This is a genomic window from Planococcus sp. TJ-302 (assembly GCF_058268455.1).
This window is the reverse complement of record NZ_JBZDOI010000004.1, coordinates 146,516-161,449: the sequence shown is the minus strand read 5'-3', so window position 1 is coordinate 161,449 and position 14,934 is coordinate 146,516. Positions and strand designations below refer to the sequence as shown.

General features: G+C 46.3%; 18 protein-coding genes. 7 read left to right on the top strand and 11 right to left on the bottom strand.

Translation table 11 applies throughout. The features are described from left to right. Window positions 1-70: 70 nt before the first annotated feature. The 7 genes from AC4EHB_RS15490 to AC4EHB_RS15460 form a co-directional block, all read right to left on the bottom strand. Window positions 71-955 carry a peptidylprolyl isomerase gene (locus AC4EHB_RS15490; RefSeq protein ID WP_490981984.1) on the bottom strand — a complete coding sequence of 295 codons (885 nt, stop codon included), beginning with the start codon at window positions 953-955 and terminating at the stop codon, window positions 71-73. A 112-nt stretch (window positions 956-1,067) separates the two neighbouring features. Then, window positions 1,068-1,253 carry a hypothetical protein gene (locus AC4EHB_RS15485; protein WP_135500978.1) on the bottom strand — a complete coding sequence of 62 codons (186 nt, stop codon included), beginning with the start codon at window positions 1,251-1,253 and terminating at the stop codon, window positions 1,068-1,070. 58 nt (window positions 1,254-1,311) lie between these two features. Beyond that, entirely contained in the window at window positions 1,312-1,857 is a 546-nt protein-coding gene (locus tag AC4EHB_RS15480; protein WP_490976405.1) for a DUF3267 domain-containing protein, read from the bottom strand. Between the two features lie 92 nt (window positions 1,858-1,949). Next, the gene (locus AC4EHB_RS15475) at window positions 1,950-2,522 is read right to left on the bottom strand and encodes an HTH-type transcriptional regulator Hpr (protein WP_490976406.1); all 573 of its coding nucleotides are present in this window, start codon (window positions 2,520-2,522) and stop codon (window positions 1,950-1,952) included. Window positions 2,523-2,659: 137 nt separating this feature from the next. Next, a complete protein-coding gene (locus AC4EHB_RS15470; RefSeq protein ID WP_490981983.1) occupies window positions 2,660-3,061 on the bottom strand; it encodes a YtxH domain-containing protein in 402 nt (133 codons plus the stop codon). 126 nt (window positions 3,062-3,187) lie between these two features. After that, window positions 3,188-3,718: a tryptophan transporter gene (locus AC4EHB_RS15465; protein ID WP_490981982.1), complete on the bottom strand. Its 531-nt coding sequence runs from the start codon at window positions 3,716-3,718 to the stop codon at window positions 3,188-3,190. Between the two features lie 121 nt (window positions 3,719-3,839). Further along, window positions 3,840-4,256: an HIT family protein gene (locus AC4EHB_RS15460; RefSeq protein ID WP_490976409.1), complete on the bottom strand. Its 417-nt coding sequence runs from the start codon at window positions 4,254-4,256 to the stop codon at window positions 3,840-3,842. Between the two features lie 180 nt (window positions 4,257-4,436). Between AC4EHB_RS15460 and AC4EHB_RS15455 the strand changes: the two genes are divergently transcribed. Then, complete coding sequence (locus tag AC4EHB_RS15455; RefSeq protein ID WP_490976566.1) at window positions 4,437-5,186, top strand: ABC transporter ATP-binding protein; 750 nt, start codon at window positions 4,437-4,439, stop codon at window positions 5,184-5,186. Then, entirely contained in the window at window positions 5,170-6,372 is a 1,203-nt protein-coding gene (locus AC4EHB_RS15450) for an ABC transporter permease (RefSeq protein ID WP_490981981.1), read from the top strand. The genes AC4EHB_RS15455 and AC4EHB_RS15450 overlap by 17 nt, the downstream gene beginning before the upstream one ends. Window positions 6,373-6,407: 35 nt before the next feature. Here the strand turns inward: AC4EHB_RS15450 and AC4EHB_RS15445 are convergent, their stop codons facing one another. From AC4EHB_RS15445 to AC4EHB_RS15435, 3 genes are all read right to left on the bottom strand, one after another. Then, window positions 6,408-7,574 (bottom strand): M20 metallopeptidase family protein, encoded by a 1,167-nt coding sequence (locus tag AC4EHB_RS15445; protein WP_490981980.1) that lies wholly within the window; start codon window positions 7,572-7,574, stop codon window positions 6,408-6,410. A gap of 76 nt (window positions 7,575-7,650) precedes the next feature. Further along, window positions 7,651-8,643 (bottom strand): sodium:calcium antiporter, encoded by a 993-nt coding sequence (locus AC4EHB_RS15440; protein ID WP_490976412.1) that lies wholly within the window; start codon window positions 8,641-8,643, stop codon window positions 7,651-7,653. A gap of 63 nt (window positions 8,644-8,706) precedes the next feature. After that, window positions 8,707-9,216: an antibiotic biosynthesis monooxygenase family protein gene (locus tag AC4EHB_RS15435; protein WP_490976413.1), complete on the bottom strand. Its 510-nt coding sequence runs from the start codon at window positions 9,214-9,216 to the stop codon at window positions 8,707-8,709. Between the two features lie 205 nt (window positions 9,217-9,421). Between AC4EHB_RS15435 and hemE the strand changes: the two genes are divergently transcribed. From hemE to AC4EHB_RS15415, 4 genes are read left to right on the top strand one after another with little or no spacing between them, the layout of a single operon-like run. Beyond that, window positions 9,422-10,468, top strand: a complete 1,047-nt coding sequence (gene hemE, locus AC4EHB_RS15430) for a uroporphyrinogen decarboxylase (protein ID WP_490976414.1) — start codon at window positions 9,422-9,424, stop codon at window positions 10,466-10,468. Between the two features lie 31 nt (window positions 10,469-10,499). After that, the gene (hemH, locus tag AC4EHB_RS15425; protein ID WP_490981979.1) at window positions 10,500-11,426 is read left to right on the top strand and encodes a ferrochelatase; all 927 of its coding nucleotides are present in this window, start codon (window positions 10,500-10,502) and stop codon (window positions 11,424-11,426) included. A gap of 36 nt (window positions 11,427-11,462) precedes the next feature. Beyond that, window positions 11,463-12,905 (top strand): protoporphyrinogen oxidase, encoded by a 1,443-nt coding sequence (gene hemY / locus AC4EHB_RS15420; RefSeq protein WP_490981978.1) that lies wholly within the window; start codon window positions 11,463-11,465, stop codon window positions 12,903-12,905. Further along, a complete protein-coding gene (locus AC4EHB_RS15415; protein WP_490981977.1) occupies window positions 12,902-13,369 on the top strand; it encodes a FixH family protein in 468 nt (155 codons plus the stop codon). Before hemY ends, AC4EHB_RS15415 begins: the two co-directional genes overlap by 4 nt. 243 nt (window positions 13,370-13,612) lie before the next feature. On the opposite strand, the gene yhfH is transcribed toward AC4EHB_RS15415, so the two are convergent. Further along, complete coding sequence (yhfH, locus tag AC4EHB_RS15410) at window positions 13,613-13,738, bottom strand: protein YhfH (protein ID WP_490976418.1); 126 nt, start codon at window positions 13,736-13,738, stop codon at window positions 13,613-13,615. Window positions 13,739-13,880: 142 nt separating this feature from the next. On the opposite strand from yhfH, the gene lplA reads away from it, so the two are divergent. After that, window positions 13,881-14,873, top strand: a complete 993-nt coding sequence (lplA, locus tag AC4EHB_RS15405) for a lipoate--protein ligase (RefSeq protein WP_490976419.1) — start codon at window positions 13,881-13,883, stop codon at window positions 14,871-14,873. The last annotated feature ends 61 nt before the right edge of the window (window positions 14,874-14,934 follow it).

The following is a 14,934-nucleotide window of genomic DNA, read 5'->3' as shown; positions in this document are numbered from 1 at the left end:
CGCATACAAAAAAGACGGCGCTTAAATTCAAAATGAATTTAAGCGCCGTCTTTTTTAATAGTTGTTTCAATTATTGAGCTGGTTGAGCTTCCGCATTGATGATTTCGTCCAAAGCGGATTTCAGGTCTTCATCTTTAATCTCAACTTTTGCGTCTTCAAGCATTTTGCCGATTTTTGGCACTAAAGCGGCTTGGTCGGCTTTTGCAGTTGCCAACTCAGTGCGGATTTGCTCTTTTTGGTCTTCCAGTGCTGGCTGGTCTTTGACTTCACGTTTTTCTGTCACTTGGATGATGTGGAAGCCGTGCTGTGATTGAACCGGTTCGCTGATTTCATCTACTTCCAATGCATAGGCAGCTTCTTCGAATTCTGGCACCATCGCGCCTGTGCCGAACCAATCCAATGATCCGCCATTTGCTGCAGAGCCAGTGTCCGTTGAATATTCTTCAGCAAGTGCAGCGAAATCTCCGCCGCCGTCCAATTCAGCTTTGACTTTACTTGCTGTTTCTTCATCAGCAACCAGGATGTGGCGTGCATTCAATTCTGTTGCTTGGCGGTCGTATTGCTGTTGAATTTCTTCATCAGTAACTTCAACGCCGTCAGTCAAAGCTTTTTCCTGAAGCAGGTTCAAGCGTAAAACTTTTTTATAGCTTTCTTCTGTCTGATTGTTTTGTGTCAGGAATTGCTCGAAGTTTTCGCCCATCTCTTCTTTAGACGATTCGAATTCTGCGTCAACTTCTTCGTCGGTCACTTCGTATTTTTCGGAGAGGACTTTTTCGATCATCAAGATCTGGATTGCCTGTTCGCCGACAGAAGTTTTCATCTCTTCATACAATTCTTCTTTTGAAATGTCACCAACTTCAGATTCAACGATTGTTTCACTGTCAGAACCGTCGCTGCAAGCTGTCAAAGCAAGCACTGATGCCGCTAGGGACAAGGTTAAAAAGGATTTTTTCATAATAGATTCGCTCCCAACTTTCTATCTAGATGCAGTAGTTACTATAACATAAACGTTTAAAAAATCAAAAAGTTTCCTAAAAAAAAGTCTATATGCCCGAGGGCATATAGACTCATGGAGTAAATTCTACGCCTACATACAAAGATACAAGCAAAATTGTAACCAATATATTAATGGTCCGGAAAATCTTCTGGTGATTTTCTTCCGGAATTTCTCTTGAAGTGACGAGTGCCAATGTCATTCGGTTGATCTGGAACAAATAAAGCACAGAGAACATAACTACAAAAGCGATAATCATGAATTTCCTCCCCTCGACTTAGCTTCTAGTATATCAAAGACGGGCGAAAAATACATGATTAGGCTACCGCTTCGGGTACAAGAATCTCAAAACCGTTATCAGTTTCTTCTATCAGTGCATCTTTTGGTGAGTGCGCTAAGTTGCGGATGTATATCAAATCAGTGAGGCATAAGCCGCAATGATAAGCCAAAAGCATCGCAAAATAATGGCTGTAAGCTGGCATCATAATACTTAATGCGATAATCGCTGTATTGATGGCAAGGAATGGTGCAAGCAAGGTCAAGATGAATCGGATCTTTGCAACCGGCTCGATGATATGGAGTGAAATCATCGGAACAACCTTAAGCTGTTTTTTGATGATGACACGGATGCTTCTCCGGCAGCCGATAAGCGGCAGAAAATGGAACAGCTTATGGAGCGGATAGATTGCAAGTATTGCGCCTATAAATAACAAAAAGTTTTTATCGGACAAAGGATTGGTATACAGGATATTCAGCACAATATAGAAAGTCATAAAGACACCAAGAGCGATAAGTGCTGACATCAGATAAAGCCGATCCAGGCCGTATTGTTTTTTAACGTTAATGGATTTCCAGCAATGCATGGATGCATCTCCTAAAATGTGTTTTGTCTTGTGAGTCGATACATACAATACAACGATTCTGGAGGAAATGCAATAGTATCGGACATTAAATTTTAGAGAGCGTTTTCAGTTTTTTCTTTCGACTCGATAACGTGATTTTCTTCACTGAATTTGCTTTCGATGTTCTTGAAAGACGCTTCGAAGATTTCCATAAAGTCGTTTCCGTAGATATTGCGGATAATGGCCATGACGTCCATGAATTCAGGGAATTTGCCGTATAATTCTCTAAGCGGCAGGGAGCCGTCAATTACGGTATGTGGAGTGTCATGGTATTTCTCGATCATTTCTTGCATCAAATCTGAGCCTTTGTCGGTTAATTCCACATATGTATTGCGCTTATCCGTATCTCGCTTTGAAAAAGACAGCAATCCGCGTTCTTCCAGCTTTTTTGAAAAATTGAAAGCGGTGGAGACATGCATAACGCCAAATTTGGCGACATCGGAAATAGATGCGCCTTTTAAGTGGTACGAAATCCAAAGAATATGGTTTTCGTTAATATTCAAATCATAAGGTTTGATCCACAGCTGCCAGTCTTTTTCGACAGCCTTCCACAAAGCTTTTGACAATTGGCCAATCCGCTGGCTGAACATCATGGCTTCTTTCAAAGTGTAATCTCTTTCACTCATTTAAGCACCAACCTTTCCTGTGAAAATGTTTTCTCTTATTATAGCAATAAAACAAACAGGAATGAAGTGTGAATAATAAAAAAATTCAGGAAAACGTAAAATAAATAAGAAAAAAGGACTGCCTATTGGCAGTCCTTTTATTTATTGTCCGAATCGTTATCCGAATCTGCATGACTATCCTTCTTATCTTTGCTGATGGAATTTTGCAATGCCTCTATAGCGTTTTGGATTGCCAATATTTCAAGCTGCAAATGCTCTTTGGCCGGGCCTGTGCTTTCTTTCCACGTTTCCAGTGAAGTCTTCAGGCCATCAGTCGCCTCCGGTACAGCGGTTTTGCTTTGTTCTTTCAAATGATTGACCGATTCTTTTAAGTTATTCACTTTTTCTTTTACATCTGTCAATTTTTCTTTCCAATCGGAAGAGCTTGTCTTCATGGAACTTCTAAGTTCTTGCCCCGATTGTGGTGTTGAAAATAATGTCGCTGCTGCTCCAGCAGCAAGGCCGGTTGCCAGCCCTAAAAAAAATGTCGATGCTTTCATAGATAAAGCGCCCCTTTCATCCTATAAAGTTCTTTTCCTTTATTTCACTTAATTAAAACATAATAATGAATAGCTATTCAACGAAAAAAAGCTTTTCGATGGTTTTGCCATCGAAAAGCTTTAAAATCATGCTGATTGCGTCACCGCTGTTTCAAACTTGGAACGTTTCACAAGTGTGATGATGATCGGGTAGATGAAAGCGAAAGCTATACCGTTCATCAACGCAGCAGGCAAAACAACAGTCAGGAACAACGGGCCGAATGGAATTTCCACGCCGATGATAAAAATCGCGGCGGATAGGAAGATTGCACCCGATAATATTGTGCCCATTGCCGATAGGGCAACAGCAGCAGGAAGTTTCACCATAAATTTCTTTAAAATCAGAACGGCTCCAAGAAACACAAATGCCGTTATGAACTTATCAATGATATTCGGGAAGAAGCCTCCCGGAAAAGTGGAAAACAGGCCAGATATAACGCCCGTAGTCACGGCCAATAAAAATACATTTTTAGACTGTGGGAACAATAGGATTCCGATAAACATCATCGTCAGCATAAAATCAGGCTTCATACCGCCGTTAAACCCTGGGATTATTAGATACAATGCTGCACCTACACTGACCAATAAGGCCATTAACACTAAATTCTTCGTATTCAATTCTCATCTCTCCTCAGCTCAAAGCTATTTTTGCTTTTCCCGGACATGCCCTCATGGCTGCCGGCGAAAAAACATATACTGATTCTATCCTGTCCAAATCATTAAATCAAGCATGCGGCATTTATTTTACCGTTACTTGTCCAGCTAGCTCCTGCAGGCGTTCTGTTGTAAACTCTTTTTCCTTGGTCATCCATTTCGCTCCGAAACCATCGCTGTTGCCGTATCTGGGGATGAAATGCAAATGGAAATGTCCAACGCTCTGGCCGGCTTTTGCGCCGTTATTGTTCAATAGATTCATGCCTTCAGGCTCAAATGCTTCATTGAGCGCAGCTGCGATTTTTGGAGCAGCGCTGAAGAGATTCGCCGCTTCATCGGCTGACAAGTCATAAACGAATTCCCTGTGTGTTTTCGGCACCAGCAGAGTATGGCCTTTCGACAGCGGCATTACATCCATGAAGGCATAGCAATGCTCATCTTCGTAAATCTTGATGCTGGGAATATCGCCAGCAATGATCTTGCAGAAAATACAATTTGTCATCGTCATCTTCCTTTCCATTTTTTCCAGTTTATCATATTTTGATTTTTGGAAAAGCTAGGATAAGAATCAAAAGTGGATTTCTTGAAGCACACCAAAAAAATACGCTGCTGCGGCTCGACCCGGGAAAAGAAATCCCGCCGCGGTTTTGATACAATGGATGGAGAGAAAGAGGTGTTGAAAGTGGCCATTTTAGAAGTACAGTCACTGACAGGGGGATATACGCGAAAACCTGTTTTGCAAGACGTGACATTTTCAATTGAAAAAGGGGAGCTGATCGGCTTAATCGGGCTGAATGGCGCCGGCAAGAGTACAACGATCAAGCACATTATCGGGCTCATGCAGCCGCAATCCGGTGAAATCCGGTTGAATGGCAAGACGTTCGAAGAAGATATGGATGCGTACCGCTCGGCATTTTCTTATATTCCGGAAACGCCTATATTATATGAAGAATTAACGCTGCGCGAACATCTGGAATTGACAGCAATGGCTTATAATATTGAACCATCCGCATTTGAAAAACGCTCGGCGGAATTATTGAAGGAATTTCGGATGGAGAAACGTCTGAAGTGGTTCCCTTCGCAATTCTCCAAAGGGATGCGCCAAAAAGTCATGATCATGAGCGCATTTTTGGTGAAGCCATCGCTTTACATCATCGATGAACCGTTCGTCGGGCTTGATCCGCTCGGCATCAAATCACTGCTGGAGCAGATGGAGTCGCAAAAGAAAAAAGGGGCATCGGTACTGATGTCGACCCATATCCTATCGACAGCGGAACGCTATTGCGACCGCATCATCCTGCTGCATAACGGCCGCGTCCGGGCGATGGGCACGATGGATGACTTGCGCCGAACGTTCGGTATGCCGGATGCTTCACTGGATGATTTATACATCGCGATGACTGAGGATGCTGCAAATGAAGAACTTGCATGAAGTGTGGTCGAAGCGCCTCCAGAAATATACAATAGAAGTCCAGAATTACATGAAATACATTGTTACAGGGCATATCGCGGTGGTGATGCTGTTCGCAATCGGTGCCGCCGGCTATGCTTATAGCGAATGGGTGCGTGCCATTCCGGAAGGATTTCCGGGGGCATGGCTGATGGCTTTCGTATTCGCCGTGCTGCTGGCTTACAGCCCGCCGTCGACGTTGCTGAAAGAAGCGGATATGGTGTATTTTCTGCCACTTGAAAGCAAATTGGACAGTTATTTGAAACCGGCTTTGAAATGGTCATTCCTGTCGCAGATTTATCTGCCCATCATAGCCTTTATCGTTTCGCTGCCGATGGTCAATGCGCTTTACGGTTTGCCGTCGGCGCTGCTCATCGGCTTGCCGATCATGCTTCTTCTATTGAAATGGTGGAGCATCAATACGGAGTTTTCGCTGCGCAAAGCAAATGCAGGCCGTAACGCCTGGCTGGACAGGCTGGTCCGTTTCGTCCTGGTCCTGTTTTTCGTCTATTTCTACGTTATCGGTCAAATGCTCATTGCCATCTTTTTGTTGTTCGGCATCATTATATACGGTCGCTGGGCAAAGCAACAGGCAAGTGGCAAGCCGTTTCCTTACGAGCATTTTATCGCGCTTGAAGAAAACCGGATGCTGCGCTTTTATCAGTTTGCCAACCTTTTCACTGATGTGCCGCATTTGAAAGGCAAGATCAAAGAGCGGCGCTGGCTGGACTGGCTTTACAGCTTCATCAAACCGGGACCGGAAAATGCCCATTATTATTTGGTGTGGCGGACGTTCATCCGCTCAGATGAATTGTTTTACCTGTGGGTCCGGCTGACCGCCATTTCAATGGCGGGGGCTTGGCTGATTCCATTTCCGGTTGCCGCTGGTATTTTTTCAGCCGCGCTGGCATTCGCTTCAGCCATCCAGATTTGGCAAGGCTTAAACCAAACCCATTATTTCCGGATGGATAACCTGTTCCCGCTAAGCAAGTTCAGCCGCGGACAGGCGGTCCGGAAACTTGTATTTAGAGTGCAGGCGCTGCAGGCGATTTTGGTCGCTGCCACAACAGCGGCGTCCGGTCAAACGCTCTTCGCTGCTATCATGCTGGCAATTGTCGCCGGAGTTTCTGCCGTGACTTTGCTGTCGATGAAAAATAAAAAAAGATAAAAGAATCCCCGCATCAGCTAGATGCGGGGATTTTATTATGGCTGATAGTTGATTGCTGCTGCGGCCAATGTTTTCGCCGCAATGAGCATCGCTTCTTCTTTAAAATCGAATTTCGGGTGGTGGTGAGGAAACGCTTCGCCATCAGGCATTGCACCAGTGAAGAAAAACGTGCCAGGCACTTTTTGCAGGTAATAGGCGAAATCTTCGCCGCCCATTTGCGCTGGGGCGTCATAAACTTCGGTGACACCAGGCACAGTGGCCGCCACATCTTTCAAGTACATCGTTTCTTCAAGGTGGTTGACGACAGCCGGATAGCCTCGCATGAAATTGAATTCAGCGGTGCTGTCTGTTGCGATGCTGGTGCCTTCAACCACGCGCTGCATTTCACGCTCCATCAGCAGGCGGTTTTCTTCAGTGAAAGTCCGCACCGTACCTGACAATTCCGCATGGTCGGCAATGATGTTATACGGGTTTTGCGCAACGAATGAAGTAACAGACAGAACAGCGGATTCGAGCGGATCAACGCGCCGCGCAACCAGTTGCTGCAAGTTCGTGACCAGCTGCGAGCCGATGACGACGGCGTCTTTCGTTTCATGGGGATTTGCGCCGTGTCCGCCGCTTCCTTGGATTTTGATCTTGAAAGCGTCCGCTGCTGCCATGAATGGCCCGACACGGTAATCGATTCTGCCGAACGGTGAAGTCGACCATAAATGTGTACCAAAAATGACGTCGACGCCGTCCAATACGCCGGCTTCAATCATCGCCTGGGCTCCGCCCGGGGCCAATTCCTCTGCGTGCTGATGAATCAGTACATAAGTACCGCTCAGTTCACGGCGCATCATATGGAGGATTTTTCCCAAAACAAGCAGGGTGGCGGTATGGCCATCATGGCCGCAAGCGTGCATGACGCCAGATACTGTCGATTTATAGGAAACATTTTTCTGGTCGTCGATTGGCAATGCGTCAAAATCTGCACGCAAAGCCACTACTTTTCCAGGGCGTTCACCGTGAATCGTTGCTACAACGCCGTTTCCGCCGACGCCGTGTTTTACATCAACACCAAGCTGTTCGTAATAATGGCGGATATAATGGGCTGTTTTCGTTTCTTTGAAAGAAGGTTCCGGATGCATGTGAAGATGCCTGCGGATGTCCACCATTTCCTCGTAGGCTGTGTCCAATTCTGCATAAATCTTTTCTAACATTCAATTAGCTCCCTTCATTTGTCAAAATAATGATAATTAAATGATAGCATAAAAAAAGAGCCGAATGGCTCTTTTGTCAATAAGTGAAGTTCAGGTAAGACGCGATGAAGTAAATGATGATGATTGCCAATGAAGGCAGGGCATAAACCAGTGACGATATCGTCTTCTTTTGGAGCAGTGAAATTAACACAAGGATGCTCATGAAAAAGACTCCGACAGCAATGATCATATGCGAGCCTGAAACAGCTGATATGATTGGGCCGGCGGCATAAACCGGATCTGACAATGCTAGAATGATCATGTTGAAGATATTGCTTCCCAAAATTGCACCGACCGCCATATTGACGTTGCCGAGCCGCAATGCCACGAAAACAGCAATGGCTTCAGGAAGGGACGTAGTGGCGGCAATCAGGAAACTGCCGATAAAACTTGAACCAATGCCCGTGATGATAGCAATTTGATCTCCGAGAATGGACAATGCCGTACCGGCGCCCAAAATGATGAGCGCAGCGACGATAAACCTGAAGATGGCCGCTTTTGCAGAAAGATCAGCAGTAGGATTCGCTGGCTGGGTACCCGGAAGCTCAATAATGGCTGATGGTTCAGCTTTTGGCAACTTGTTAATGATGACCATGCCCGCGATGTAGCTGATGCCGATAATCAAGGCGTCAATGCCGATTCCGAAAACGGAAGCGTCAATCCGCAGCCAAAGCGCTGCTATGACAAGTGTCGTCAGGAAGAGTCCTAAAATGGCGGTATAAAAATGCTCGCGTTCCGCTATCGCCAGCATGCGTCTGCGGCGCAGCAGAAAATCGAAAACTGCCAAGATGAACAAATTGAACAAATTCGAACCGATCATATTGCCGACTGCGATGTCAGCATTGCCGATGGCGGCTGCTGAAAAACTCGTGGAAACTTCAGGCAGCGATGTCGCCCCGGCAAGCAGCAGCGTGCCGACCATCATGCCGCCCATTGCGGTCTTGTCGCTGATGACGTCCGCGTATTGCGATAATTTAATCGCCGCAAACACAGTCACTGCAGCGGCCAAGATAAAGTAAATAAAAACCACTGTAATGCTCCTCCAATCGAAACGCTTAGCCTCTATATAAAAGGCTAAGCGTTTAACATCTAGTTATTCTTCTTCTGGTTTAGCTTTATAGGTAGTGACATAAGAGGCGCCGGAGAAAATATTCGGACGTTTTTCAGCCGGTGCGCCTTCCGGTTTCGCATGTGCTTTCGAGAAAGCCTGTGATTCTTTCCACTTTTCAAAGAAGGCAGGGGATTCCCATTCGGTCAATACGACGTACGTATCTGAATCGAGCGGGCGCAGTACGCGGAAAGCAACATAGCCTGGTTCGTTTTCAATTGCACCGGCGCGGTTTTTGAAACGGTGTTCAAAAATCGGCCGTCCTTCATCAGTCACCGGAATGTTATTGAAAACAAAAAAGCCTTTTTCCTGGAATGTTCCCGTGCCATCAACCACTTCATAGCGGCGCGGTGTTTGGAAAATCGACTTGCCTTCCGTCTCATGCAGAAGCAATGTCGTGTTTTCCCCTTGCATCAACACCATTGTTTCATCGGCATGCTTTTCACGCATCTTTTTCATAAAGTCATAAGTGCCTGTCGTCATGAATAAATTCATCTGAATTCCTCCTTTAACTTATCTCTATATTATACAGCGTTCCCTCAACAAAATGCTGTGAAACCAAAATGGCAATCCGGTGAAAGCATAAGCGTCTAATTTATGACATTTGCATAAGTAATCTATACAATAGGATACGGAGCGTCTATAGTATAAACGGATATAGGATACAAAGGACGAAAAGAACCGAAGGGATGAAAATTACATGACACAATTTAACGATACGTTTTTGAAGGCGGCGCGCGGCGAAAAAACCGATCATGTGCCAGTCTGGTACATGCGCCAAGCAGGGCGTTCGCAGCCGGAATACCGGAAAATCAAAGAAAAATACTCGTTGGAGCAGATCACGCAACAACCGGAATTATGCGCATATGTCACCAAACTTCCGGTTGATCAATACAATGTGGACGCGGCTGTTTTGTACAAAGATATCGTGACGCCGCTGCCGGCAATCGGCGTAGACGTTGAAATCAAATCGGGCATCGGCCCGGTGGTCGACAACCCGATTCGCACGATGGCGGACATCGAACGCTTGGGCGAAATCAATCCGGAGCAAGATGTGCCATATGTTCTTGAAACGATCCGCATTCTGACGCAAGAGCAATTGAATGTGCCGTTGATTGGATTTTCAGGCGCGCCTTTTACGCTTGCGAGCTATATGATCGAAGGCGGCCCGTCCCGCAGCTACAATAAGACGAAAGCGATGATGGTGTCCCAGCCGCAAATGTGGTTCGCGCTGATGGACAAACTGGCGGATACAATCATCCCTTATGTGAAAGCACAAATCAAAGCAGGCGCGAAAGCGATCCAGATTTTCGATTCATGGGTTGGCGCATTGAATGTGGAAGATTACCGGATTTTCATCAAACCGGTCATGGACCGTCTTTTTGCGGAGCTTCGTACAGAAGGGGTCCCGTTGATCATCTTCGGCGTCGGCGCGAGCCATCTCGCGAAAGAATGGCATGATCTGCCGGTCGATGTTGTTGGATTGGACTGGCGCCTGCCAATTACAGAAGCTCGGGAAATGGGTCTGACAAAAACCTTACAAGGCAACTTTGATCCATCTTATTTGCTGGCGGATTGGTCAGTTATCGAAAAACGCGTAAAAGCGATTTTGGATATGGGCATGCAGCAAGACGGCTATATTTTCAATTTAGGCCATGGCGTGTTTCCGGAAGTGCAGCCTGATACATTAAAAAGATTGACTTCACTGGTACACGAATACAGTGCTGCCCACAAAGCAGGAAAGTAAAGGATCACAAATTTCTTATGGGGTGATGACGATGAAAAAGACAATGGGATTATTGGTGATGGCGTATGGAACGCCATACGAAGAAAATGATATTGAACGCTATTACACGCATATCCGCCGCGGCCGTAAGCCGAGCGAAGAAAGTTTGGAAGATTTAAAAGACCGCTATAAAGCGATTGGCGGCCTCTCGCCTTTGGCGAAAATCACGCAGGACCAGGCGGATGCGCTTTGCGCACGGTTGAATGAAACTCAAGATGACATCGAATTTAAGATGTACCTCGGCTTGAAGCATATCGAACCGTTTGTCGAAGACGGCGTCGAAGCGATGCACCGTGATGGCATCAAAGAAGCAATTTCAATTGTTTTGGCTCCGCATTTCTCGACATTCTCCGTGAAGTCATACAATGGCCGCGCGGCAGAAGCCGCTGAAAAAGCCGGCATCCAATTGACGTCTGTTGAAAGTTGGTATAAAGAATCGAAATTCATCCAATACTGGAGCGAAAAAGTGAGCGCGGCGTTTGCAGAGATGTCCGAAGAAGAACGCGCTAAATCATGCCTGATCGTTTCTGCGCATTCATTGCCGGAGAAAATCATTGCGAATGGCGACCCTTACCCGGACCAGTTGAAAGAAACGGCCGATTTGATCGCCCAAGCTGCTGGCGTTGAACGTTACGAAATCGGCTGGCAAAGTGCCGGACAGACTCCGGAGCCATGGATTGGGCCAGACGTCCAGGATTTGACACGCGAATTATATGATGTCAAAGGATATCGCTCGTTCGTTTACACGCCGGTAGGTTTTGTTGCCGATCACTTGGAAGTGTTATTCGATAACGATTACGAATGTAAAGTCGTGTGCGACGAACTCGGAGCGGCATACAGACGCCCAGAAATGCCAAACGTACAACCATTGTTCATCGATGCAATGGCCGACACGGTTATGAAAAAATTGGCTGAGTAATCAGCACTGATAGAAATGATAGAAAGGGGGGGGAGAATGTTGGCCGAAGGAGCGCGTAAAGTAGCAGTTGTAGGCGGAGGGATTGCAGGTCTGTCGGCAGCGTACTATTTGCAAAAACAAGCAAGAGCTGAAGGGGTTTTACTGGATATTACTTTAATAGAAGCTGCGCACCGATTGGGCGGCAAAATCCAGACGCTTCGCAAAGATGGTTTTGTAATTGAGCGCGGACCGGACTCGTTCCTCTCCCGAAAAGAGAACATGATGGAGTTGGCTGAAGAATTGGGCATCAGCGGACAATTGATGGAAAGTTCATCCGGACGTGGATGCGTTATGGTGGAAGACCGCCTGCATCCGATTCCAGACGGCTCAGTGATGGGGGTGCCGACCGAAATCGGTCCTTTCCTTGTGTCTGACCTTTATTCTTGGAGCGGCAAAATCCGCGCGGCAGGTGATTTGCTGTTGCCCAAATCGGACACATCAAAAGACCAGCCGCTTGGCCGGTTTGTCCGCAGGCGCTTCGGCAACGAAGTGGTGGACAACTTGATCGAACCGCTGTTCACTGCCATTTATGGAGGTGATATCGATAAGCTGAGCCTGCACGCAACTTTTCCGGCTTTCAGTGATATCGATCAGCGATACGGCAGCGTCATCCGCGGCATGAAAAAAAGCGGAGATTTCAATGCGGACGAGTTCAGCGCAAATGGGATTGGCTCGTCGCAGAACTTCAAGCAAGGCATGGGCACGATCGTGGACGCGCTTGAAAGCCGTTTGGAAGATTGCACCGTTTTGAAAGGCGTTAAAGTGGAGAAACTTGAAAAGCAGAACGGGCAGACACTCTTGTCCTTGAATAACGATTCAGCCATTGGGGTGGACGAAGTGATTCTGGCGTTGCCGCACACGCGCATTTTTCCGCTGTTCGAGCAATATGGCTTGTTGAAGCCGCTGAAAGAAATGCCGGCGGCTTCAGTTGCCACGGTGTCAATGGCGTTTTCTGCCGAGACTCTAAACTGCCTTACTGAAAATGCCGCGGGCTTTGTGGTCGCGCGAAACAGCGATATAGCGATCACATCCTGCGCTGCGTCGCACTTGAAATGGCCCGGCCATGCGCCGGAAGGGAAAATGCTGTTCAAGGCCTTCATCGGTAAAGTCGGCGATGAAACAGTCGTCGATCTTTCAGACAGTGAAATCGAGAAAACGGTATTGGCCGATTTGCGGAAATCGCTGAATCTGAAAGGCGACCCTGAATTTACTGTGGTGTCGCGCTGGAAAGAAGCGCTTCCCCAATTTCTTGTTGGGCATCATGAACGCATTGAACAAGCGAAGCAAGAACTGAACACCGCTTTTCCGTCTATTCAGATGATCGGCAGTTCGTTTGAAGGCTTCAGGCTTCCCGGCTGCATTGAACAAGGCAAACTGGCGGCGCAGCAAGTAATCGCCCGCTGCCCGTCAAAGCATTTTAAAGCGGAGGAAGCAATATGAAAAAACTGATTATGATTATTTTGCTCTCGGCGCTGCTTGCAGCGTGCGGAGCGGGTGATGCCAATTCTGGCGACAATGATTTTGTTGTGGAAGAGCTGATGGTTGAAATTCAGACGCCTGAACAAGTGGAAGCTGGACAAAAAATTCCTTTGCTTGCGAAAGTGACTCAAGGCGATGAAGCCGTGGAAGATGCAGATGAAGTGATTTTCGAAGTGTGGCAATCCGGCAGCCGCGACGATAGCGAGATGCTCGAAGCCAAGCACATTGGCGATGGCATTTATGAAGCCGAAACCATGTTCCAAGAAGGTTTGTATTTCACGTATGCCCACACCACGGCACGTCAGCTTCATGCTATGCCGAAGCACCAAATCACAGCAGGCAATCCGGACCCTGCATCAATCGTTCCGGATGACAGCAGTGAATCGGACAGCATGGAAAATATGGAAAAACATTCAGGGCATTGACCCTTTCAACAGCCGCCGGCAATGTGCCGGCGGTTTTTATTTTGATAAGGGTTGAGATGTGGACTAGGGTTGAAATGCAGTATTTAGCTAGTGCCGGTTAAATTTCAAGCAACACATGCTAATAGCTGGATGGTACAGGTTAATTTATCCGCCATGCCGGTTAACGCCGTCTTAACACACGTGAATCGAGCACAAAGAAAAAAGAGCAATCGAGAATTTCTCGATTGCTCTTTTCAAATAGATTTATAAATTATTGCAGGAATCGCATTTGCTGCCGTAGCATTCATGCTGCTCATCAACTTTTTCTCCACAAGTTGTACATTGTTTAGGGGGCAGATTCTTGAAAAATTCGACTACGTTTTCAATCATTATCTCCAACTCCTTTGTTATAGTACTGTTATCTTTAAATAAATTGTATTATAACAGTTTACTTCCGTCAACCCTAAACAGTGAAATATTTTAAAAAATCCGTTAAAATAGAAATAGATTAGTAATTTAAAGGAGAGAAACCATGTATTTCGTAGACAATAAAGGTATTACAGATCCCCGCATCAACTTAGCGATTGAAGAATATTTATTGAAGACAATGGATGTTGAACAAGATCCGTTCTTGCTGTTCTATATTAACGAGCCATCGATCATCATCGGCAAAAACCAGAACACAGCAGAAGAAATCAATACCGATTATGTCGATTCCAATGGCATCCATGTCGTGCGCCGGCTTTCAGGCGGCGGGGCAGTTTACCATGACCATGGCAATTTGAATTATAGTTTCATCACAGTCGATGACGGCGAAAGTTTCCGCAATTTCCGCAAATTCACTGAACCGGTAGTACAGGCGCTGCAAGGATTGGGCGTCAATGCGGAATTATCCGGGCGCAACGATTTGATGGCGGAAGGCCGCAAGATTTCGGGCAATGCACAGTTTTCCACAAAAGGAAGAATGTACAGCCACGGCACGCTCCTATTCAATACAGAGGTGGAAGCAGTTGTTTCCGCATTGAAAGTCAGCAAAGAAAAAATCGAATCGAAAGGCATCAAATCGATCCGAAGCCGTGTAGCGAATATTTCCGAGTTTCTAGAAGCGCCGATGTCGGTAACGGAATTCCGCTCAGCGATTCTGCATTCGATTTTCGACGGCGAAGAAAATGTCCGCTACTACGAATTGACGGAGCAAGACTGGGTCGGCATCCATGAAATTTCGAAAGAACGCTATGGCAACTGGGATTGGAATTACGGCAAATCGCCGAAGTTTAACATCAAGCATTCCCATCGCTTCCCGGTCGGCGGCATTGACGTTCGACTGCAGGTCGAGAACGGAGTCGTCCAGGACGCCAGCATTTTCGGCGACTTTTTCGGTGTCGGCGATGTGTCTGAGATCGAAAACGCCATTACGGGTGTCAAATACGAGCGCGCTTCGCTTGACGAAGCCATTACTGGTTTTGATATTCCGAAGTACCTTGGGGGCATCACGAAAGAAGAATTCCTGAAATTAATTTATTAAGAATTGATGAAGAGCCTGCTATTGAGCAGGCTCTTTTGTTAAAATTGAAAGAAAACGAAAG

Coding starts and splice junctions, on each gene's coding strand:
- yhfH (WP_490976418.1), bottom strand. CDS start 13,738: ATGATTGAAAACGTAGTCGAATTTTTCAAGAATCTGCCCCCTAAACAA.
- AC4EHB_RS15460 (WP_490976409.1), bottom strand. CDS start 4,256: ATGACAAATTGTATTTTCTGCAAGATCATTGCTGGCGATATTCCCAGC.
- AC4EHB_RS15450 (WP_490981981.1), top strand. CDS start 5,170: ATGAAGAACTTGCATGAAGTGTGGTCGAAGCGCCTCCAGAAATATACA.
- AC4EHB_RS15470 (WP_490981983.1), bottom strand. CDS start 3,061: ATGAAAGCATCGACATTTTTTTTAGGGCTGGCAACCGGCCTTGCTGCT.
- AC4EHB_RS15490 (WP_490981984.1), bottom strand. CDS start 955: ATGAAAAAATCCTTTTTAACCTTGTCCCTAGCGGCATCAGTGCTTGCT.
- AC4EHB_RS15445 (WP_490981980.1), bottom strand. CDS start 7,574: ATGTTAGAAAAGATTTATGCAGAATTGGACACAGCCTACGAGGAAATG.
- hemY (WP_490981978.1), top strand. CDS start 11,463: ATGTTGGCCGAAGGAGCGCGTAAAGTAGCAGTTGTAGGCGGAGGGATT.
- hemH (WP_490981979.1), top strand. CDS start 10,500: ATGAAAAAGACAATGGGATTATTGGTGATGGCGTATGGAACGCCATAC.
- AC4EHB_RS15480 (WP_490976405.1), bottom strand. CDS start 1,857: ATGCATTGCTGGAAATCCATTAACGTTAAAAAACAATACGGCCTGGAT.
- AC4EHB_RS15485 (WP_135500978.1), bottom strand. CDS start 1,253: ATGATTATCGCTTTTGTAGTTATGTTCTCTGTGCTTTATTTGTTCCAG.
- AC4EHB_RS15475 (WP_490976406.1), bottom strand. CDS start 2,522: ATGAGTGAAAGAGATTACACTTTGAAAGAAGCCATGATGTTCAGCCAG.
- lplA (WP_490976419.1), top strand. CDS start 13,881: ATGTATTTCGTAGACAATAAAGGTATTACAGATCCCCGCATCAACTTA.
- AC4EHB_RS15435 (WP_490976413.1), bottom strand. CDS start 9,216: ATGAATTTATTCATGACGACAGGCACTTATGACTTTATGAAAAAGATG.
- AC4EHB_RS15415 (WP_490981977.1), top strand. CDS start 12,902: ATGAAAAAACTGATTATGATTATTTTGCTCTCGGCGCTGCTTGCAGCG.
- hemE (WP_490976414.1), top strand. CDS start 9,422: ATGACACAATTTAACGATACGTTTTTGAAGGCGGCGCGCGGCGAAAAA.